Annotated in this window: 15 protein-coding genes; 7 read left to right on the forward strand and 8 right to left on the reverse strand. The window is 70.0% G+C overall.

Features of this window, described 5'->3' with window-relative positions; translation table 11 throughout:
• Positions 1–19: 19 nt before the first annotated feature.
• From JI739_RS06670 to JI739_RS06685, 4 genes are all read right to left on the reverse strand, one after another.
• A complete protein-coding gene (locus JI739_RS06670; protein WP_201683019.1) occupies positions 20–1,153 on the reverse strand; it encodes an ABC transporter substrate-binding protein in 1,134 nt (377 codons plus the stop codon).
• Between the two features lie 206 nt (positions 1,154–1,359).
• Entirely contained in the window at positions 1,360–2,034 is a 675-nt protein-coding gene (locus tag JI739_RS06675) for a sulfite exporter TauE/SafE family protein (RefSeq protein WP_201683020.1), read from the reverse strand.
• 10 nt (positions 2,035–2,044) lie between these two features.
• On the reverse strand, positions 2,045–3,418 hold the full coding sequence (gene hemN, locus JI739_RS06680; protein ID WP_201683021.1) for an oxygen-independent coproporphyrinogen III oxidase: 1,374 nt from the start codon (positions 3,416–3,418) through the stop codon (positions 2,045–2,047).
• An 11-nt stretch (positions 3,419–3,429) separates the two neighbouring features.
• Positions 3,430–3,867 (reverse strand): universal stress protein, encoded by a 438-nt coding sequence (locus tag JI739_RS06685; RefSeq protein WP_201683022.1) that lies wholly within the window; start codon positions 3,865–3,867, stop codon positions 3,430–3,432.
• Positions 3,868–4,034: 167 nt separating this feature from the next.
• Between JI739_RS06685 and JI739_RS06690 the strand changes: the two genes are divergently transcribed.
• Genes JI739_RS06690 through JI739_RS06700 form a run of 3 tightly spaced genes read left to right on the forward strand, consistent with a single transcriptional unit; the run spans position 4,035 to position 8,716 of the window.
• Entirely contained in the window at positions 4,035–6,272 is a 2,238-nt protein-coding gene (locus tag JI739_RS06690; protein ID WP_201683023.1) for an ATP-binding protein, read from the forward strand.
• 3 nt (positions 6,273–6,275) lie between these two features.
• Positions 6,276–6,731 carry a response regulator gene (locus JI739_RS06695; protein WP_201683024.1) on the forward strand — a complete coding sequence of 152 codons (456 nt, stop codon included), beginning with the start codon at positions 6,276–6,278 and terminating at the stop codon, positions 6,729–6,731.
• A complete protein-coding gene (locus JI739_RS06700) occupies positions 6,728–8,716 on the forward strand; it encodes a hybrid sensor histidine kinase/response regulator (RefSeq protein WP_201683025.1) in 1,989 nt (662 codons plus the stop codon). The genes JI739_RS06695 and JI739_RS06700 overlap by 4 nt, the downstream gene beginning before the upstream one ends.
• Before the next feature lie 16 nt (positions 8,717–8,732).
• Here JI739_RS06700 and JI739_RS06705 read toward each other — a convergent pair whose 3' ends face one another.
• From JI739_RS06705 to rraA, 4 genes are all read right to left on the reverse strand, one after another.
• Entirely contained in the window at positions 8,733–9,611 is an 879-nt protein-coding gene (locus JI739_RS06705) for a PhzF family phenazine biosynthesis protein (RefSeq protein WP_201683026.1), read from the reverse strand.
• 89 nt (positions 9,612–9,700) lie between these two features.
• Positions 9,701–10,123, reverse strand: coding sequence for a hypothetical protein (locus JI739_RS06710; RefSeq protein WP_201683027.1), 423 nt, complete (start codon positions 10,121–10,123; stop codon positions 9,701–9,703).
• Between the two features lie 200 nt (positions 10,124–10,323).
• On the reverse strand, positions 10,324–11,517 hold the full coding sequence (locus tag JI739_RS06715) for an FAD-dependent monooxygenase (protein WP_201683028.1): 1,194 nt from the start codon (positions 11,515–11,517) through the stop codon (positions 10,324–10,326).
• A gap of 2 nt (positions 11,518–11,519) precedes the next feature.
• Positions 11,520–12,011, reverse strand: coding sequence for a ribonuclease E activity regulator RraA (gene rraA / locus JI739_RS06720; RefSeq protein ID WP_201683029.1), 492 nt, complete (start codon positions 12,009–12,011; stop codon positions 11,520–11,522).
• Between the two features lie 145 nt (positions 12,012–12,156).
• Here rraA and JI739_RS06725 point away from each other — a divergent pair, with 145 nt between their 5' ends.
• Genes JI739_RS06725 through JI739_RS06740 form a run of 4 tightly spaced genes read left to right on the forward strand, consistent with a single transcriptional unit; the run spans position 12,157 to position 16,779 of the window.
• Positions 12,157–13,635 carry an aldehyde dehydrogenase family protein gene (locus JI739_RS06725; protein WP_201683030.1) on the forward strand — a complete coding sequence of 493 codons (1,479 nt, stop codon included), beginning with the start codon at positions 12,157–12,159 and terminating at the stop codon, positions 13,633–13,635.
• A 59-nt stretch (positions 13,636–13,694) separates the two neighbouring features.
• The gene (locus JI739_RS06730) at positions 13,695–14,450 is read left to right on the forward strand and encodes an SDR family NAD(P)-dependent oxidoreductase (RefSeq protein ID WP_201683031.1); all 756 of its coding nucleotides are present in this window, start codon (positions 13,695–13,697) and stop codon (positions 14,448–14,450) included.
• 13 nt (positions 14,451–14,463) lie between these two features.
• The gene (locus JI739_RS06735) at positions 14,464–15,528 is read left to right on the forward strand and encodes an aromatic ring-hydroxylating dioxygenase subunit alpha (protein WP_201683032.1); all 1,065 of its coding nucleotides are present in this window, start codon (positions 14,464–14,466) and stop codon (positions 15,526–15,528) included.
• Between the two features lie 60 nt (positions 15,529–15,588).
• Positions 15,589–16,779 carry an ABC transporter substrate-binding protein gene (locus tag JI739_RS06740; RefSeq protein WP_236589088.1) on the forward strand — a complete coding sequence of 397 codons (1,191 nt, stop codon included), beginning with the start codon at positions 15,589–15,591 and terminating at the stop codon, positions 16,777–16,779.

A 16,779-nucleotide genomic window follows, 5' to 3' on the forward strand; every position in this document is an offset into this window, starting at 1 on the left:
CGGCGACGTGCTCCGTGGATCAGGGCTTGCTGGTCTGCGCCTGGGTCACGACCTTCGGCTCCTTGTTCACGATCTGCACCAGGGCCACGTCGAAGCCGTAGCCCTCGCCCTTGTCGGTGAAGCGGAAGTGGCCGTTCGGTGCCAGGTAGTCGGTCTTGCGCAGCGCGTCGCGAATCGCATCGGCGTCGGTCTTGCCGGCGCGGGCGATGGCGTCCATCAGGATGTTCATCGCGTTGTAGCCGGCCGCGCCGTACTTGCCCGGCTTCTCCTTGTAGGCCGTCTCGTACATCTTCACGAAGGCCTGGTTGCGCTCGCCCGGCAGGCTGGACGCATAGGGAACCGCCGCGTAGATGCCTTCGGAGGCCGCGCCGGTCAGGCCGATGAAGTCGGCCGTCGCCCACGAACCCACGCCGAAGATCCTGGTCTGCAGCCCCAGCTCCTTGAACTGCTTGACCAGGATCGAGCCGTCCTGCGTTTCGGCCGCGACGAACACGCCGTCGGCCTTGCTCGCGCGCAGCTTGGTCAGCAGCGTGTAGAAGTCGGTCGCGCCGTGGTCGAAGTACTCCTTCAACACGGTCTTCACGCCCAGGGCCTCCATGTCCTTGGAGAAGTCCTCGACGCTGCCGCGGCCCCAGTCGTCGTTGACGCCGATGTACGCCACGTTCTTCAGCTGCAGCTTGTCCGCGATGATCTTGCTGAAGGTCTTGGACATCAGCCGGTCGGTCTCGGCCGAGCGGAAGAAGTACTGCAGGCCCTTCTCGGTCAGGTCCGCCTTGGACGACACGCCGGTGATCAGCGGCGTCTTGTACTTCTCCGCCACCGGCATGATCGCCGCCGTCGCCGAGCTGCAGAACGCGCCCTGCAGGGCGACCACCTTGTCACGCTGGATCAGCTTCTCGGCCGCGTTGACCGAGTTGGCCGGGCGGCATTGGCCATCCTCCACCACCAGCTCGATCTTGCGACCCAGCACCCCGCCAGCCGCGTTGCGCCGTTCGACCGCCAGCTTGGCGCCGCTCAGCGACGCCTGGCCGTTGTAGGCGACCGAGCCGGTCAACGGTTCGATCACGCCGATCTTGATCGTCTCCTGCGCGCCCGCGAGGGACGACAGGGCCGCGACGCCGGCTGCGGCTACGAGCTTCTTCCAAGACTGCATCTGAGACTCCACGAAGGTTGGGCTGCGGACACCCCGGACGGCCACCAAGCCCCCCGGGAATAAATTGAACGACCAATTAATTCAGGTCATTTTTGCAGTCCGGTTTCTTCGCGTTGATAGGGGTTAACCCTTGGGAAACAGCCCCGGCAGCAGGTCGGACGGGGGGCCGTGGGAAGCGACCCAGGATGGCGAGGTCGCGCCCGCCCTCACTGGCACCAGATCGCGATCCGCTCGGCCAGGTCCATCCAGAGCGCGAACAAGGCCGCTGCGACCAGCAGGCCGCCCGCCACGCGGGTGCCCCAGTCACCGCGCAGCCGATTGCCCAGGGTGCGCACGCGTGACCAGAGCGCCGGTCCCAGCACCAACCCGGCACTGCTGCCGATGGCGAACAGCGCCATCGCCAATCCGCCCTGCAGCGCGTCGCCGGTGAGCGAGGCCACGAGCAGCGCGGACCAGAGCAGGCCGCAGGGCATGAAGATCCACAGCGCGCCGGCGGTGAAGACGCCACCCGAGCGCTGTACCCAGGGCCGCACGTGGCCCCAGGCGCGCAGGCCCGCCTGCTGCGCCCATGCTGGCTGGCGTGCCAGCACCAGCAACATCAGTCCCCACGCCAGCACCCCGAGGTGGAACACCGTCCAGGCCGGCCGCAGCACGGCCGTCTGCGTGCCCAGCCAGGCAAAACCCTGCACCGCGGTGGCGGCCAGCACGCCGGCCGCCGTATACCCCGCCAGCCGCCCGGCCTGGAAGGTCCACAGGCCGCGCCGGGCCGAATGGGGATGCGCCTGGCTCACGCCGGCACAAGCCGCGCCGCACATGGCGGCGCAGTGCGGACCGCCGGCCACGCCCATCAGCAGGGCCGCGAGGGCCAGCGAAGCGGACATGGGAGTGGCCTCAGAGGATTTTCGAGAATTGCTTGCGGTGGCGGTCGGCCTGCAGGTACCGGTCGAACACCATCGCCACCGCGCGCACGAAGTACCAGCCGTTGGCCGTGACCTGGATGCCGCTGTCGTCGAGCTGCACCAGCCCGGCCTGCTCCAGGTCCTGCAGCTGCTCCAGTTCGGCGGCGAAGGTGCTGCGGAAGTCGATCATCCAGGCCAGCTCGATGGACTCGAACAGCACCTGCCCCTGGCACATCAGCCCCATGATCACGGCGCGCCGCGTGAGGTCGTCGCGGCTCAAGGCCAGCCCGCGCGCCACCGGCAGCCGTCCCTGGTCGATCAGGTCGCACCACTCGGCCAGCGTCTTGGCGTTCTGGCTGTAGGTCGCCCCCACCCGGCCGATGGCCGACACGCCCAGGGCGATCAGGTCGCAATCCGGCTGCGTGCTGTAGCCCTGGAAATTGCGGTGCAGCCGCCCTTGCCGCTTGGCCACCGCCAGCGGGTCGTCGGGCAGCGCGAAGTGGTCCATGCCCACGTACACATAGCCGTCGTTCTCGAAGGCGGCCATGGCCGCCGACAGCATGCCCAGCTTGCTGCCGGCATCCGGCAGCTCGGCCGGCACGATGCGCCGCTGCGGCTTGAAGCGCTCGGGCAGGTGCGCGTAGGCGTACAGCGCGATGCGGTCCGGCCGCAGCCGGCCCACCTGCGCCAACGTGCGCGCGAACGATTCGGCCGTCTGCCGCGGCAAGCCGTAGATCAGGTCGATGTTGACCGACTCGAAGCCGATGCGCCGCGCCTCGTCCACCAGCGCGAACACCTGCCCGGCCGGCTGGATCCGGTGCACCGCCTGCTGCACGTCGGGATCGAAGTCCTGCACGCCGAAGCTGATTCGGTTGAAGCCCAGCGCCGCGATCGCCTGCAACCGGGCGCTGTCGACGGTGCGCGGATCGACCTCGATGGAGTACTCGCCGCCCGGCACCAGCCGGAAGCTGCGGCGAAGCATGGCCATGAGTTGCGCGAGTTCGTCGTCGGACAGGAAGGTGGGCGAGCCGCCGCCCAGGTGCAGCTGGCTCACGTTGCGATCGGGGCCGAGTTGCGCAACCTGCAGGTCCATTTCACGCCCGAGGTAATCCAGGTAGGACGCGGCGCGTGAATGGTGCCTGGTGATGATCTTGTTGCAGGCGCAGTAGTAGCACAGTGATTCGCAGAACGGGATGTGCACGTACAGCGACAGCGGCTGCACCGACGCCGGACCCTCGCCTCGCTGCCGCAGGGCCTGCGCGTAGTCGTCCGGGCCGAAGGCCTCGACGAAGCGGTCCGCGGTCGGATACGAGGTGTAGCGCGGTCCGTGGACGTCGAACCGGCGCAGCAGCTCGGGAGCCAGCATGCCCGACTCCCCTAGCGGACCACCAGCACGGGCAGCTTGCTGTGGGCCACCACCTTGGCCGCCACGCTGCCCAGGAACACGCGGCCCAGGCCCGTGCGCCCATGCGAGCCCACCACGATCAGGTCGGCGCCCTCGGTCTCGGCGGTGGACAGGATGCCGTCGAGCGCGGTGGCGTCCTCGACCAGGCGCGCCTGCAGCTGGACCTGCTCGCCACCCTGCGCCAGCTGGCTGACCTGCGCGTGGGCCTGCGCGGCGCGGTCGCGCGCCGCCGCCATGTAGGCATCGAAGCCCATCGGATTCGCCTCGCCCATGCCCAGGTACGGGTAGGGGTCGACCACGTACAGCGCGGTGAGGGTGGCGCCGTGGACCCGGGCCAGGCCGATGGCCGTGCGCGCGGCGTGCTCCGAAGCGGTGGAGCCGTCGGTCGCCAGGAGGATGTGCTTGAACATGCGAGCCTCTTCTTGTGGATTCGGATGCTGCATGGTGCCCTTCCCGGGCCGGCTGCGGCTTGATGTGTGTCAAGGTGCTGCTCATCCCCCAAGGACGGGGCTCGTCCTACGCGAGCGTGGGGTGGTTTCTGGCATGCTTGCCGGGTTTTGCTTAGATCTCATCGAAAATGAACAGCAGAGTCCTCCAGGCATGGCCCGACGGCGATCGGACCACCCTGCCCGACCTGCAGCAATGCGCGCAGGAGCCCATCCGCACGCCTGCCGCGATCCAGCCGCATGGGCGGCTGGCGGTGCTGTCCCCCGACGGCCAGCTGCTGGCCTGGAGCGGGAACTGGCCGGGCGCGCAGGCCGCGCAGCAGGCCATCGAGCCGCTGAGCCAGGCCCTGCTGGCGGTCCCGGCGGACGAAGGCCCGGCGGCCCTGGGCAAGCTCATGCTCGATGGCTCGGCCTGGGATGCCGTCGCCCACCGGCGCGGCGGGAATCTCCTGGTCGAGCTCGAGCCGGCCGGCGCCCAGTCGGGCGTCCGGGCCCCCATCTACCAGCTCACGCGCAGCTTCCTGCCGCAGCTGGAGCGGGCGGACTCGGTGCAGGCGCTGGCGGAGCTGGCGGCGGTCGAGATGAAGCAGCTGGCCGGCTTCGGCCGCGCGGTCGTCTACCGCTTCGACGAAGACGGCCATGGCCACGTGCTGGCCGAAGCGCTGGATCCCGGCTACGACAGCTACCTCGGGCATCGCTTCCCGGCCTCGGACGTGCCCGCCCAGGCCCGCGAGCTCTATCAGCTCAATCACATCCGGCTGATCGCCAACGCCAACTACACGCCGGTTCCCATCCACTCGCGCACTGCAGGCTTCGAGAAGACCCTCGACCTGTCCTTCGCCGGCCTGCGCAGCGTCTCGCCCGTGCATCTCGAGTACATGCGCAACATGGGCACGCTGGCGTCGATGTCGGTCTCCATCGTCATCGGCGGCAAGCTGTGGGGGCTCATCTCCTGCCATGACCACGACCCGCGCTACCTCGACTTCGAGGCGCGCGCCGCCTGCGAGCACCTGGGCCGGCTGTTGTCGCTGCAGATCGACGCGCGCGAGAACGGCGCCGAGGTCGAGGCCCGGCTCGAGTTGCGCAAGCTCACCCTGGAGATCGTCTCCCGCCTGGCTGAAGGCGACGCCACGCTGGAGCGGCTGCTCGACGAGTCGATCCCGCTGCTGCGCATGGCGCGCGCCGGCGGCGCCGCCGTGGTGCTGAACGACAACTGCTGGTGCACCGGCGACACGCCCGAGCCGCAGCAGATCCTGGACCTGGCCCAGTGGATCGTCGGCCGCGCCAGCCCCACCTTCGCCACCGACCAGCTGCCACAGGAGTACCCGCCGGCGGCCCAGTGGCAGCAAGTGGGCGCCGGCGTGCTCGCCATCTCCATCTCCCAGGTCCACCGGCACCTGGTGCTCTGGTTCCGGCCGGAGCAGGTGCGCAACATCCGCTGGGCCGGCCCGCCCGAGAAGGTGCGCGTCAGCGCCGACGGGCGCATCCATCCCCGCAAGAGTTTTGCGGCCTGGATGGAGCAGGTGCGCGGCCGCTCCGACCCCTGGCGCAGCGCCGAAGTGGCCGCCGCCGCCGAACTGCGCCACGCCCTGATCGGCATCGTGTTGCGCCGGGCCGAGGAGCTGGCCGACGTCGCCGCCGAGCTGGGCCGCGTCAACAAGGAACTGGAGGCGTTCTCGTACACCGTCTCGCACGACCTGCGCGCGCCCATGCGCCACATCACCGGCTACCTGGACCTGGTGCAGGAACAGGACGGCGAGCGGCTCAGCGAGCGCTCCCACCGCTACCTGGGCAATGTGCGGCACGCCGCCGCCTATGCCGGCCAGCTGGTGGACGCGCTGCTCGACTTCTCCCGCATGGGCCGCGCAGAGCTCAAGCGGGTGCCGGTATCGATGCAGTTGCTGGTGCGCGAGGTGGTGGGCGAACTCAGCCGGATGGACGATGGTGCCCGCGTGGAATGGGACATCGCCCCCGACCTGCCCACCGTGCGCGCCGACCCCTTCCTGATGCAGGTGGTGGTCCGAAACCTGCTGGGCAATGCCGTGAAGTACTCGCGGGGGCGGCATCCGCCCCAGGTGCGCATCGCCTCGGTGCGTCGCAGCGACGGCGACGGACTCGAGGTCAGCGACAACGGCGTGGGCTTCCAGCAGGCCTACAGCGGCAAGCTGTTCGGCGTGTTCCAGCGGCTGCACAACGCCGAGGACTTCGAGGGCACCGGCATCGGGCTGGCCAGCGTGCGCCGCATCGTCGAGCGCCATGGCGGCACCGTCTGGGCTCACGGCGAGCCCGGCCAGGGGGCGCGCTTCGGCTTCATCCTGCCAGGACAGGACACGCCCCCATCCATCGGACAACAAAAGGAAGTGGAGTAACCGATGCTCAAACCGATCCTGCTGGTCGAGGACGACCTGCGCGACCTGGAGCTCACGCTCATCGCGCTGGAACGCAGCCAGCTGGCCAATGACGTGGTGGTGGTGCGCGACGGCGCACAGGCACTCGACTACCTGTTCCGCGAGGGTGAATGGCGCGACCGGCCCCAGGGCAACCCGGCCGTGGTCGTGCTCGACCTCAAGATGCCCAAGGTCAATGGGCTGGAGGTGCTGCAGCGCGTGCGCCAGGCCCCGGACATGCGCAGCATGCCGGTGGTCATGCTGACCTCGTCCGAGGAAGAAGCCGACGTGGTGCGCAGCTACGAACTGGGCGTCAACGCGTACGTCGTCAAGCCGGTCGAGTTCAAGCGGTTCGTGGCGGCCATCGCCGAGCTGGGCGTGTTCTGGGCCGTGCTCAACGAGCCGCCTCCGGGTTCCAGAAAGGCCAAGCGCAGCACATGAAAGATTTCCAGTCGGCGCTGGCGCCCGCGCCCCGCGCTTCCGCTGCCTCGCTGCGCGCCCTGCTGCTCGAGGATTCCCGCTTCGATGCCGAGCTGTTGCGCGAGAAGCTGCTGGCCAGCTATCCCGAGGCACGCCTGGCCGTGGTGGGCAATGAGCGCGATTTCCGCGACGCCTTGCAGCTCGGGGGCTGGGACGTCGTGCTGTCCGACTACGAGGTGCCCGGCTTCGACGGTGAACAGGCCCTGAAGCTCGCCCGCGAGCTGTGCCCCGGCACGCCCTTCATCTTCGTGTCCGGCGTCATCGGCGAGGACAACGCGGTCGAGATGCTCAAGCGCGGCGCCACCGACTACGTGAGCAAGGGCCGCCTGAGCCGGCTGCCGCTGGTGGTCGAGCGTGCGCTGCGCGAGGTCGGCGAGCGCGTGGCCCGCGGCGAGGCGCAGCTGCGCCTGCGCGAGGCCAACGACATCTACGCCCGCGTGGTCGATTCGCTGCGCGGCTACGCCGTGATCCTGCTGGACGAGCGCGGCGTGGTGCGCTCCTGGAACCAGGCCGCCTGCGAGATCTTCGGCCTGTCCCGCACGCAGGCCATCGGCAGCCCGCTGGAGCGCCTGTTCACGCCCGAGGACCGCCAGGCCGGCGTGCCGCAGATGGAGCTGGCCCAGGCGGTGCGCCGCGGCAAGGCCGACGACAACCGCTGGCTGATGCGAAGCGACGGGCTGCGGCTGTGGGCCGAGGGCGTGCTGATCCCCCTGCACGGCGACCAGGGGCAGCACACGGGCTTCTGCAAGATCGTGCGCGACGCGACGGCCGATTACCGCGATGCCGAGGCGCTGCGGGCCGCCAAGGAGGAAGCCGAGCGCGCCAACAAGGCCAAGGACCGGTTCCTGGCGGTGCTCTCGCACGAGCTGCGCACCCCGCTGGCGCCCATCGCCACCGCCGCGCACCTGCTGGAGCGGGTCGCCACCGTGCCCGAGAAGTACCGCAACCTCCTGCCCATGATCCAGCGCAACATCGCGCTCGAATCCCGGCTCATCGAGGACCTGCTCGACCTCACCGCCATTTCCGCCGGCAAGCTGCACCTGAAATTCGAGACCGTGGACATGCACCGCGTGGCCCAGACCGTGGCCGACATGCTGGACGCCCAGATCCAGGAAAAGCACCTGCGGCTCGAGTTGCACCTGCAGGCATCGCACAGCCTGATCGACGCCGACGAAGCGCGCATGCAGCAGGTGGTGTGGAACCTGGTGCGCAATGCCGTCAAGTTCACGCCCGAGGGCGGACGCATCGAGCTGCGCACCGCCTCCGAGGACGACATCTTCGTGCTGCACTGCGTGGACAGCGGCATCGGCATCGACACCGAGGCCCTGCCGCGCATCTTCGGCGCCTTCGAGCAGGCCGACCAGGAAGTCTCCGGTCGCTTCGGCGGCCTGGGCCTGGGGCTGGCGATCGCCCGTGGCCTGGTGCTGGAGCACGGCGGGCGCATCCAGGCCTCCAGCGCCGGCCGTGGGCAGGGCGCCACCTTCACCCTGCGCCTGCCCCTGCACCAGGCCAGGACCGGCACCGACGAAGCCACGGGCACGGGCGCGCTGCCGGCTCCGGACACGCAGGGCAAGCGGGTCTTGCTGGTCGAGGACAACCTGGACGCGGCCGAGACCATCGCCATGTGCCTGGAGAGTTTCGGCTGGCGCGTCACGCACGTGGCCACCTGCGCGGCGGCCCTGGAGGCGGCCAACGGCGATTCGTTCGACGTGGTCCTCACCGACCTGGGCCTGCCGGACGGCAGCGGCATCGACGTCGGACGGGCGCTCAGCCCGCGGCTGCCGGTGGTCGCGCTCAGCGGCTACGGCGCCAGCCCCGACCTGCGCCGCTCGGCCATGGCCGGCTTCTCGGGCCACCTGGTGAAGCCGGCGCAGCCGGACGACGTGCACGCCGCGCTGCAGAAGGCGCTGCGCAACCGCGAGGCCGCCGGCTCGGACGCGGGCTGAAGGCCCGCGCCCCTCGTCAGCACCTCACCACCCCTTCGATACAGCTCACGCAGCAGCCGCCCACCAGGATGCGGCCGCTCGCCATGTCGCAACTGAGCGCGATCCGTCCATCGCGCCCGACGGCCACGCCCTGGGCACTGGTGAAGCGCGAGCCGAAGGTGCCCGTCTGCCCGGTGTCGCGGATGAAAGCCGCCACCGCCCCATTGCCGCTGCCGCAGACCGGGTCTTCGGCGATGCCCTGGGCGGGTGCGAAGGCGCGGACCTCGATCGCCGCATCGGCGCCCGGCGCCTGCGCGCCGAACACCACCACGCCAGCGGAGCCGGTGCGGCCGTCGAGCTCGGCCAGCCGCGCCAGGTCGGGGCGAAGGGCGAGCACCGCCTCGGCGCTCGCCAGCTGCACCACGGTCCAGATCGGCCCGACCTCGATGCGACGCGGCGGGTGGGGGTCGCGAAGGGCCGTTCCCAGGATGGACGCCAGCTCCTCCACCTGGGTCGGCTGCAGCAGCTCATGCCGCGCCGTCGGCAGTTCGAAGGCCAGCTGCCGGGCGCCGTCGACGCTGGACACCGTGAGCGCGATCAGCCCTGCGCCGCACTCCTGCACCAGCTGGCCGTCGCGCGGAACGATCGTTCCGGCCTCCAGCAGCGCATGCGCCGTTCCCAGGGTGGGGTGGCCGGCGAACGGCAACTCGGCGCGCGGCGTGAAGATGCGGACCCGGTAATCGGCGCCCGGCTGCGTCGGTGGCAGCACGAACGTCGTCTCGGACAGGTTGGTCCAGTTGGCGATGCGCTGCATCTGCGATGCGTCCAGCCCGCTCGCATCGAGCACCACGGCGACCGGGTTGCCGGCGAACGGCACGCGGGTGAAGACATCGACTTGCTTGAAGGATCGGTTCATCGGTGAAAGGCCGCCAACGGCGGTCGTTTGAAACGACGACACCCGCCGGCGGCCAGGCGCCGGCGGGTGTCGCTATGGAAAATGGAACCTCAGGTCGCCGCGCTGGCCTTGGGCATGACCGAGGGGCGCGACTCCGCCCGCAGCACCTGCACCAGCATCAGCACCGCGCCCAGCAGCACGCCGATGGAAGCAATGCCCAGGATCGGCCCCACGGTGGCCTCGGGCGCCACCTGCCCATAGAGCAGGAACAGGCCGATGGCCAGCACCGCCGTGCCCAGCTGGTGGCAGGCCGTCTGCGCCAAAGCCCACTTGACGCTGCTGGCCGGCAGCCAGAGCCGGTAGATCACCGCGAAGATCGCCGACAGCACGAAGCCCAGCAGCAGGATGTGGGCGTGGGTCACGTGCTGCACATGGTTCTGCGACGACGCCATGTAGATCCCCAGCACCATCCCGATGATGGCGAAGACCAGGCCATAGAGAAGATGCCAGCGGGAAATGCGATCGATGTTCATGTTGCTGTCTCCAGGGTTGCTGTTGTTGAAGACGTGCGGGCGTTCTCGAACGACGCGTGGACCACGCTCAGAACGAGCTCCAGCTCGTCGCCGTCTTGCGGCGCGTCGATCATAGGCATCGCGGGCGCCGTCCGCCAGTGCGCGATGAGGCACGCAGACCACGGACCGCAGGTCATCCGCAGACGACCCGCGAAGGCGCTTCAGCCTGCCTCGACGGGCACCGGGTCGTACAGCCAGGCCAGGCTCTCCAGCGCGGCCTCGTCGCTGCGCGTGAGCATCTGCCGGCGCAAGTCGGCGTACGGGCCGGCCGCGTGATAGACCTCCCAGTACAGGCGCGACTCGTACTGCACGCGCACGGCGCGCGGCTGGCGCACCCGCTGGTAGTCGGCCAGTGCCTGCACCGGGTCCTGCGGCTTCGCGTCCAGGCACTCGGCCAGCGCCACGCCGTCCTCGATGGCCTGGCACGCGCCCTGCGCCAGGGCCTGCAGCATGGCGTGCGCCGCGTCGCCCAGCAGCGCCACGCGGCCGTCGTGCCAGGCAGGCACCGGCTCCATCACGCCGATGTCCCAATGCCGGCTCGTGTCGACGAACCCGAGCAGCCGCCGCGCGTGCGGGTGCACGCCGGCGAAGATCTCGCGCAGCTCCTCCGGCTCGCCGGCGCCCGGCAGGCCCAGCGGGTGGCGCCGGCTGCGGAACACCGCCACGATGTTGAAGCGCTCGCCGCCGTGCAGCGGGTAGGTCATGAAGTGGAAGCCCGGGCCGGCCCAGAGCACCACGCGGTTCTCGTACAGGTCTTCCGGGAAATCCGCGCGCTCGACCACCGCGCGATAGGCCACGTAGCCCAGGCGGCGCGGCGAGTTCTCCGTGCCGCAGAGCTGGCCGCGCACGGTCGAATGCACGCCGTCGGCGCCGACCAGGAACTCGGCGTCCAGAGCCGGCCCGGACCCGGCCTGCACCCGCACCCGGTCGGGCAGCTGTTCGTAGCCGCGCAGCCGGGCGCCGGCGCGCAACTCGATCTCCTCGAATTGCGCGCAGCGCTCCAGCAGCGCCGCATGCAGGTCGGTGCGGTGGATCACCGCGTAGGGCTGCCCGAAGCGCGCCTGGATGGCGTCGCCGAAGGGCAGGCGCGTGACCTCCTCCAGCGTGAAGATGTCCCGCATGACCCCGGCCTCGGGAAAGCTGCAGCGTGACTTCACCGCATCGGCCATGTCCAGGTGCTCGAACATGCGAAAGGCATTGGGCCCGAGCTGGATGCCGTAGCCGATGGGACGGATCTCCTCGGCCTGTTCCAGCACGAGCACGCGGCGGCCCTTCTGCGCCAGGGCGATCGCGGCCGCCAGGCCGCCGACGCCGGCGCCGGCGATGACGATGGGCAAGGCAATGGTCGACTCCATGTTCAGCGCTCCCCGGCGACGGAGAGCTCGCGCGGGCTGAGCACCACCGCATCCTCGTCGGCATAGACCCAGCAGCCCGCCTCGAACGACACGCCGCCGAAGCTCACCGCCCGCTCCAGCGAGCCCTCGCGTTCGACGTTGCTGCGCCGGGCGGTGGTGCCCAGCGCCTTGATGCCGATGTCCATGCCGTCGATGGTGGCGCTGTCGCGGATGCAGCCGTGGATCACCACCCCGGCCCAGCCATTGCGCACTGCATGGCCGGCCAGCCGGTCACCCAGCACGCCGATGCGCAGGGAGCCACCGGCATCGACCACCAGCACCCGGCCCTCGCCGGGCCGCGACAGGCAGGCCAGCACCGGCCGATGGTCCTCGTTGGCCCACAGCGGCAGGCACGGCCCCGAGAAGCGCCGGCGCCGGCCGAAGTGCCGCCATGGCACCTCGCACACCTGCACCAGGTCGGGATGGGCGTCGAACAGGTCGGCGGTCGATGTCATCGGGTCTCCTGCGGGCAACCGCGCCATGCTAAGCGCCGGGCTGATTAGCGCTCCTTATCCACGCCATAAGCCGACCGGGCATGACGCCGCCGGCCCCCCTGCCTAGACTGCGGCGAGCGCCGACCCCGGCGCAACGGACAACAACATGCATGGAGACAACTTCGATCCGGACCGCGTCGATCTGCCGTCCGGATGCCTCATCGGTGGCGAGCGCGTGCCCGGCGACGGCACGGTCACCGAGGTCCGCCGCCCCTCCGACGGCAAGCTCGCCCGGGCCGAGGCCGGCGCCAGCGCGTCCCTGGTCGACCGCGCGGTGACCGAGGCCCGGCACAGCCTCAAGAGCAGCGGCTGGGCGGAGATGGAGCCGCGCCAGCGCATGGCCATCATGCGGCGCTGGGCCGACCTGGTGGACGCGCACGCGGACGAACTGGCGCAGCTCGAAGCCACCGTCTCGGTGCGCGTGGTGTCCTCGGTGCGCCTGCGCGACGTGCCCATGACGGCCGAGATGATCCGCTTCTACGGCGAGTGCATCGACAAGATCGAAGGCGCGGTACTGGCCACGCGCGGCAACCGCTTCAGCACCCTGGTGCGCGAGCCCTATGGCGTGGTGGCGGCGATCTCGCCCTGGAACACGCCGATGCTGCTGGCCACCCTGAAAATCGCGCCGGCCCTCGCAGCCGGTAACGCGGTGGTGCTCAAGCCTTCGGAGTTCACCCCGTACGCCATCCTTCGCGTGGCCGAGCTCGGCCTCCAGGCCGGGCTGCCGCGCGGCATCCTGTCCATCCTGCCGGGCACCGGGGCGGAGACCGGCACGGCGCTGGTGCGCCACCCGGGCGTGGATTACGTGGCCTTCACCGGCTCGGCCTCCACCGGCGCGCGGGTGATGTGCGACGCGGCCACCAGCGGCCTGAAGCCGGTCTCGCTCGAACTCGGCGGCAAGAGCCCGCAGCTGGTCTTCGCCGACGCGCCCGACCTGGACGCGGTCGCCACCCTCGTCGCCGCCTCGGTCTGCGCCAACGGCGGACAGGTCTGCTTCGCCGGCACCCGCCTGGTGGTCGAGGCCTCGGTGGCCGACCAGCTGGTCGAACGCATCGCCGCCCGGATGGACCGCATGCAGGCCGGCCCCACCTGGGATGGCGCGACCACCCTGGCGCCCATCGTGTCGCCGGCGCAGATGAAGCGGCTGGAATCGCTGCTCGATGCGGCCGAGGCCGCTGGTGCCCGCAGGCTGCACGGCGGCGGGCGCATCGACCCGGGCCTTGGCGGGCTGTTCTACGCACCCACCATCCTCGGCGGCATGGCGGACGACAACCCCGCGGTGCGCGAGGAACTGTTCGGCCCGGTGCTCGCGGTGCAGACGTTCCAGGATCTGGAACAGGGCCTGCGCCTGGCCGACCATCCCAGCTACGGCCTCGCCGGCGGCGTGCACACCCGCGACATCGCCAAGGCGCTGAAGGCGGCGCGGGCGATCCAGGCCGGCACCGTGTGGGTCAACCACTACGGCCCGAACACCGACCCGAACCAGCCCATGGGCGGCTACAAGCAGTCGGGCTTCGGGAAGGACTTCGGGGTGATGGGCCTGGAGAAATTCTTGAAGACGAAGAACATCGCGTTTCAGATCTGACCCCCCAACCGCCTATCGGCGACTCCCCCCGGGGGGTGGCACTGGAGAAATGAGGACACATGTCACAGCTTGAAGGAAAGATCGCCCTGGTCACCGGTGGCGCCTCGGGCATTGGCCTGTGCTTCGCGCGCCGACTGGCGCGGGACGGCGCCATGGTGGTGGTGGCCGACCTGCGGGGCGCTGAGGAGGCGGCCGCGGGGCTGCGTGCCGAAGGCTTCGAGGCCGCTGGCGCCACAGGCAACGTCGCCGACGAGGACGATGTGCGCCGCATGGTGCAGGTGGCCGCCGGCCTGGGCGGGCTGGACATCGTGGTCAACAACGCCGCCATGTTCAGCTCCCTGCAGCCGGGCTCCTTCGCCGAGATCACCGCGCAGCAATGGCAGCAGGTGATGGCGGTGAACACGCTGGGTCCGTTCCTGGTGGCCCGGGAGGCGGTGCCGCTGATGGCCGCGCGCGGCGGCGGCAGCATCGTCAACGTCGCCTCCAACACGGTGCACAAGGGCGCGCCGGGCCTGCTGCACTACGTGAGCAGCAAGGGCGCGGTGATCGCCTTCACCCGCGCCCTGGCCCGCGAGCTGGGGCCCAAGGGCATCACGGTCAACGCCATCGCGCCGGGCTTCACGCTGAGCGACGGCGTCATGGGCAACCCGGCCTACCAGAGCACCTTCCGGGCCGCTGCGCAGGACGCGCGAGCATTGCGCCGCGACCAGCTGCCGGCCGACCTGGAAGGCGCCCTCGCCTTTCTGGCCGGCCCCGATGCCCGCTTCGTCACCGGCCAGACCCTGGTGGTGGACGGCGGCAACGTTTTCTCCTGAAAGGGCCGACGACATGTGGCTGAAGAACACCTGGTATCCCGCGGCGTACGCCAACGAACTGGACGAGCCTTTCCTGGCGCGGCGCATCCTGGGCACGGCGCTGGTGCTGTACCGCGCTTCCGACGGCACCGTCACCGCCCTGGAGGACGTCTGCCCGCACCGCTTGATGCCGCTGTCGGTGGGGCGCCGGGTCGGCGACGACATCCAGTGCGGCTACCACGGCATGCGCTTCGATGTCGAAGGCCGCTGCCTGGAGGTGCCGGGCCAGACGCAGGTGCCGGCGGCTGCCACGGTGCGCCGCTACCCCACGGTGCAGCTGCATGGCTTCATCTGGATCTGGATGGGTGACGAGTCCCTGGCCGACCCCGCCCTGATCCCCGACCTGCACTGGAACGACGACCCCCACTGGACCGCCTCGCGCGGCTACCACCACGTGGCCGCCGACTACCGCCTGCTCAACGACAACCTGCAGGACCTCAGCCACGAGACCTACGTCCATGCCCGCACCATCGGCAACGGCGAAGAAGAAACCATCGCCAACTTCCCGGTGAAGGTGACGGTGGAGGCCAACCGCGTGGTGCGCGCCTGGCGCGAGATGCCCAACATCGTGCCGCCGCCCTTCTTCTCGGCCGTGCTGGACCACCCGCCGCGCATCGACCGCTGGCAGTGCGCCATCCACCTGGTGCCCGGCATCAACATGACCTACCTGGGCGTCTATCCGGTGGGCCAGCCGCGATCGGGCGCTGCCGTCATGCACGTGCTGCACCTGGCCACGCCCGAGACGGAAACGTCGTGCCACTACTTCTGGTCCGGGCTGCGCAACTTCAAGCTCGAGGACAAGGCGCTGACCGACATGATCAGCAAGGCCGTGGGCGACACCCTGGCCGAGGACAAGGTGGTGCTGGAACACCAGCAGCGCAAGCTGGCCGAGATGGGCGCGCCCGCCGTGCCGCGCGTGGCGATCCGCCTGGACGAGGCGCCGCTGCGCGCGCGCCGCCTGCTGGACGAGTGGCTCCAGCGTGAGCGCGAAAACCCCGGATCGGTGATTACCCCCGTGCCGCTGGTGCCGGCGAGTTGAGAGACTCGCCGGGCCGCCGGCATCGCCGCGCATAGCAAGACATCAACAGGAGCGAGACAAATGCAGTGGATCGACAAGCGAATCGGCGGCCTGGTGGCCGTCGGCATGGCCGCCATGATGGCCGGCACCGCGGCCCAGGCCGCCGAAGTGAAGGTGGGGCTGCTCGGGCAGTTCGCCGGCCAGTACAGCTGGTGGGGCCAGGAATACCGCCGGGGCATCGAGATGGCCCTGGCCGAAGTGGGTGGCAAGGTCAACGGCCACACCATCAACATCGTCGAGCGCGACGAGGGTGGCATCAACCCGCAGCGCATCCGCCAGCTCACGCAGGAGCTGATCCAGCGTGACCGCGTGCAATACATCATGGGCGGCACCTTCACCCCCACCGTGATGGCTGCCGGCACGGTGATCACCCAGGGCAAGGTGCCCTACATCGTGTTCAACGCCGGCACGTCGTCGGTGACCACCACCTCGCCCTACTACGTACGCGTGGGCGTCACCCAGTGGTCCATGAACGTGCCGGCCACCAAGTGGGCCTACGACCAGGGCGGCCGCCGCGCCGCGATCCTGGTGGCCGACTACAGCCCCGGCCACGACGCCTCCGAGGCCTTCAGCACCAGCTTCAAGCAGGTCGGCGGCCAGATCGCCGACGAGATCAAGGTGCCCATGGGCACGGTGGAATTCACGCCCTACATCCAGCGCCTGCGCGACATCAAGCCCGACTACACCTTCGTCTTCATGCCGGTGGGTCCCATGTCGGTCGGCCTGGTCAAGGCCATCCAGTCCGCCGGGCTGGACAAGCAGGGCAACAAGGCCATCTACACCACCGAGCTGCAGGACAACGACCTGCCGGCCATCGGCGACGCCGCCATCGGCGCGCTCTCGTCCTTCCACTACAGCTCCTACCTGGACAACCCGCGCAACAAGGCCTGGGTCAAGGCCTACCAGGACAAGTACGGCAAGAACGAGCAGCCCGGCATGGCGACCATCGCCGCCTATGACGGCATGCAGGTGCTGTTCCAGATGATCAAGGCCACCAACGGCCAGCCCGACACCGAGAAAGCCATCGCATCCACCCGCGGCATGAAGTGGGACAGCCCGCGCGGCCCGGTGTCCATCGACGCCAACCGCGAGATCGTGCAGAACATCTACATGCGCCGCGTCGAGCGCATGCCCGACGGCAACCTGGGCAACAAGACCATCGCCACCTTCCCCAGCATCGAGGAGCCGTGGCACAAGACGCAGAAGAAATAA

The organism is Ramlibacter aurantiacus, assembly GCF_016722895.1.
Classification (GTDB): Bacteria; Pseudomonadota; Gammaproteobacteria; order Burkholderiales; family Burkholderiaceae_C; genus Ramlibacter; species Ramlibacter aurantiacus.

Excerpts from the sequence above, each read along its gene's own strand:
- hemN (WP_201683021.1), bottom strand. The coding sequence starts at position 3,418 with ATGCTGGCTCCCGAGCTGCTGCGCCGGTTCGACGTCCACGGACCGCGC.
- JI739_RS06715 (WP_201683028.1), bottom strand. The coding sequence starts at position 11,517 with ATGGAGTCGACCATTGCCTTGCCCATCGTCATCGCCGGCGCCGGCGTC.
- JI739_RS06705 (WP_201683026.1), bottom strand. The coding sequence starts at position 9,611 with ATGAACCGATCCTTCAAGCAAGTCGATGTCTTCACCCGCGTGCCGTTC.
- JI739_RS06675 (WP_201683020.1), bottom strand. The coding sequence starts at position 2,034 with ATGTCCGCTTCGCTGGCCCTCGCGGCCCTGCTGATGGGCGTGGCCGGC.
- JI739_RS06695 (WP_201683024.1), top strand. The coding sequence starts at position 6,276 with ATGCTCAAACCGATCCTGCTGGTCGAGGACGACCTGCGCGACCTGGAG.
- JI739_RS06700 (WP_201683025.1), top strand. The coding sequence starts at position 6,728 with ATGAAAGATTTCCAGTCGGCGCTGGCGCCCGCGCCCCGCGCTTCCGCT.
- JI739_RS06690 (WP_201683023.1), top strand. The coding sequence starts at position 4,035 with ATGAACAGCAGAGTCCTCCAGGCATGGCCCGACGGCGATCGGACCACC.
- JI739_RS06685 (WP_201683022.1), bottom strand. The coding sequence starts at position 3,867 with ATGTTCAAGCACATCCTCCTGGCGACCGACGGCTCCACCGCTTCGGAG.
- JI739_RS06740 (WP_236589088.1), top strand. The coding sequence starts at position 15,589 with ATGCAGTGGATCGACAAGCGAATCGGCGGCCTGGTGGCCGTCGGCATG.
- JI739_RS06735 (WP_201683032.1), top strand. The coding sequence starts at position 14,464 with ATGTGGCTGAAGAACACCTGGTATCCCGCGGCGTACGCCAACGAACTG.
- JI739_RS06730 (WP_201683031.1), top strand. The coding sequence starts at position 13,695 with ATGTCACAGCTTGAAGGAAAGATCGCCCTGGTCACCGGTGGCGCCTCG.
- JI739_RS06670 (WP_201683019.1), bottom strand. The coding sequence starts at position 1,153 with ATGCAGTCTTGGAAGAAGCTCGTAGCCGCAGCCGGCGTCGCGGCCCTG.
- JI739_RS06725 (WP_201683030.1), top strand. The coding sequence starts at position 12,157 with ATGCATGGAGACAACTTCGATCCGGACCGCGTCGATCTGCCGTCCGGA.
- rraA (WP_201683029.1), bottom strand. The coding sequence starts at position 12,011 with ATGACATCGACCGCCGACCTGTTCGACGCCCATCCCGACCTGGTGCAG.
- JI739_RS06710 (WP_201683027.1), bottom strand. The coding sequence starts at position 10,123 with ATGAACATCGATCGCATTTCCCGCTGGCATCTTCTCTATGGCCTGGTC.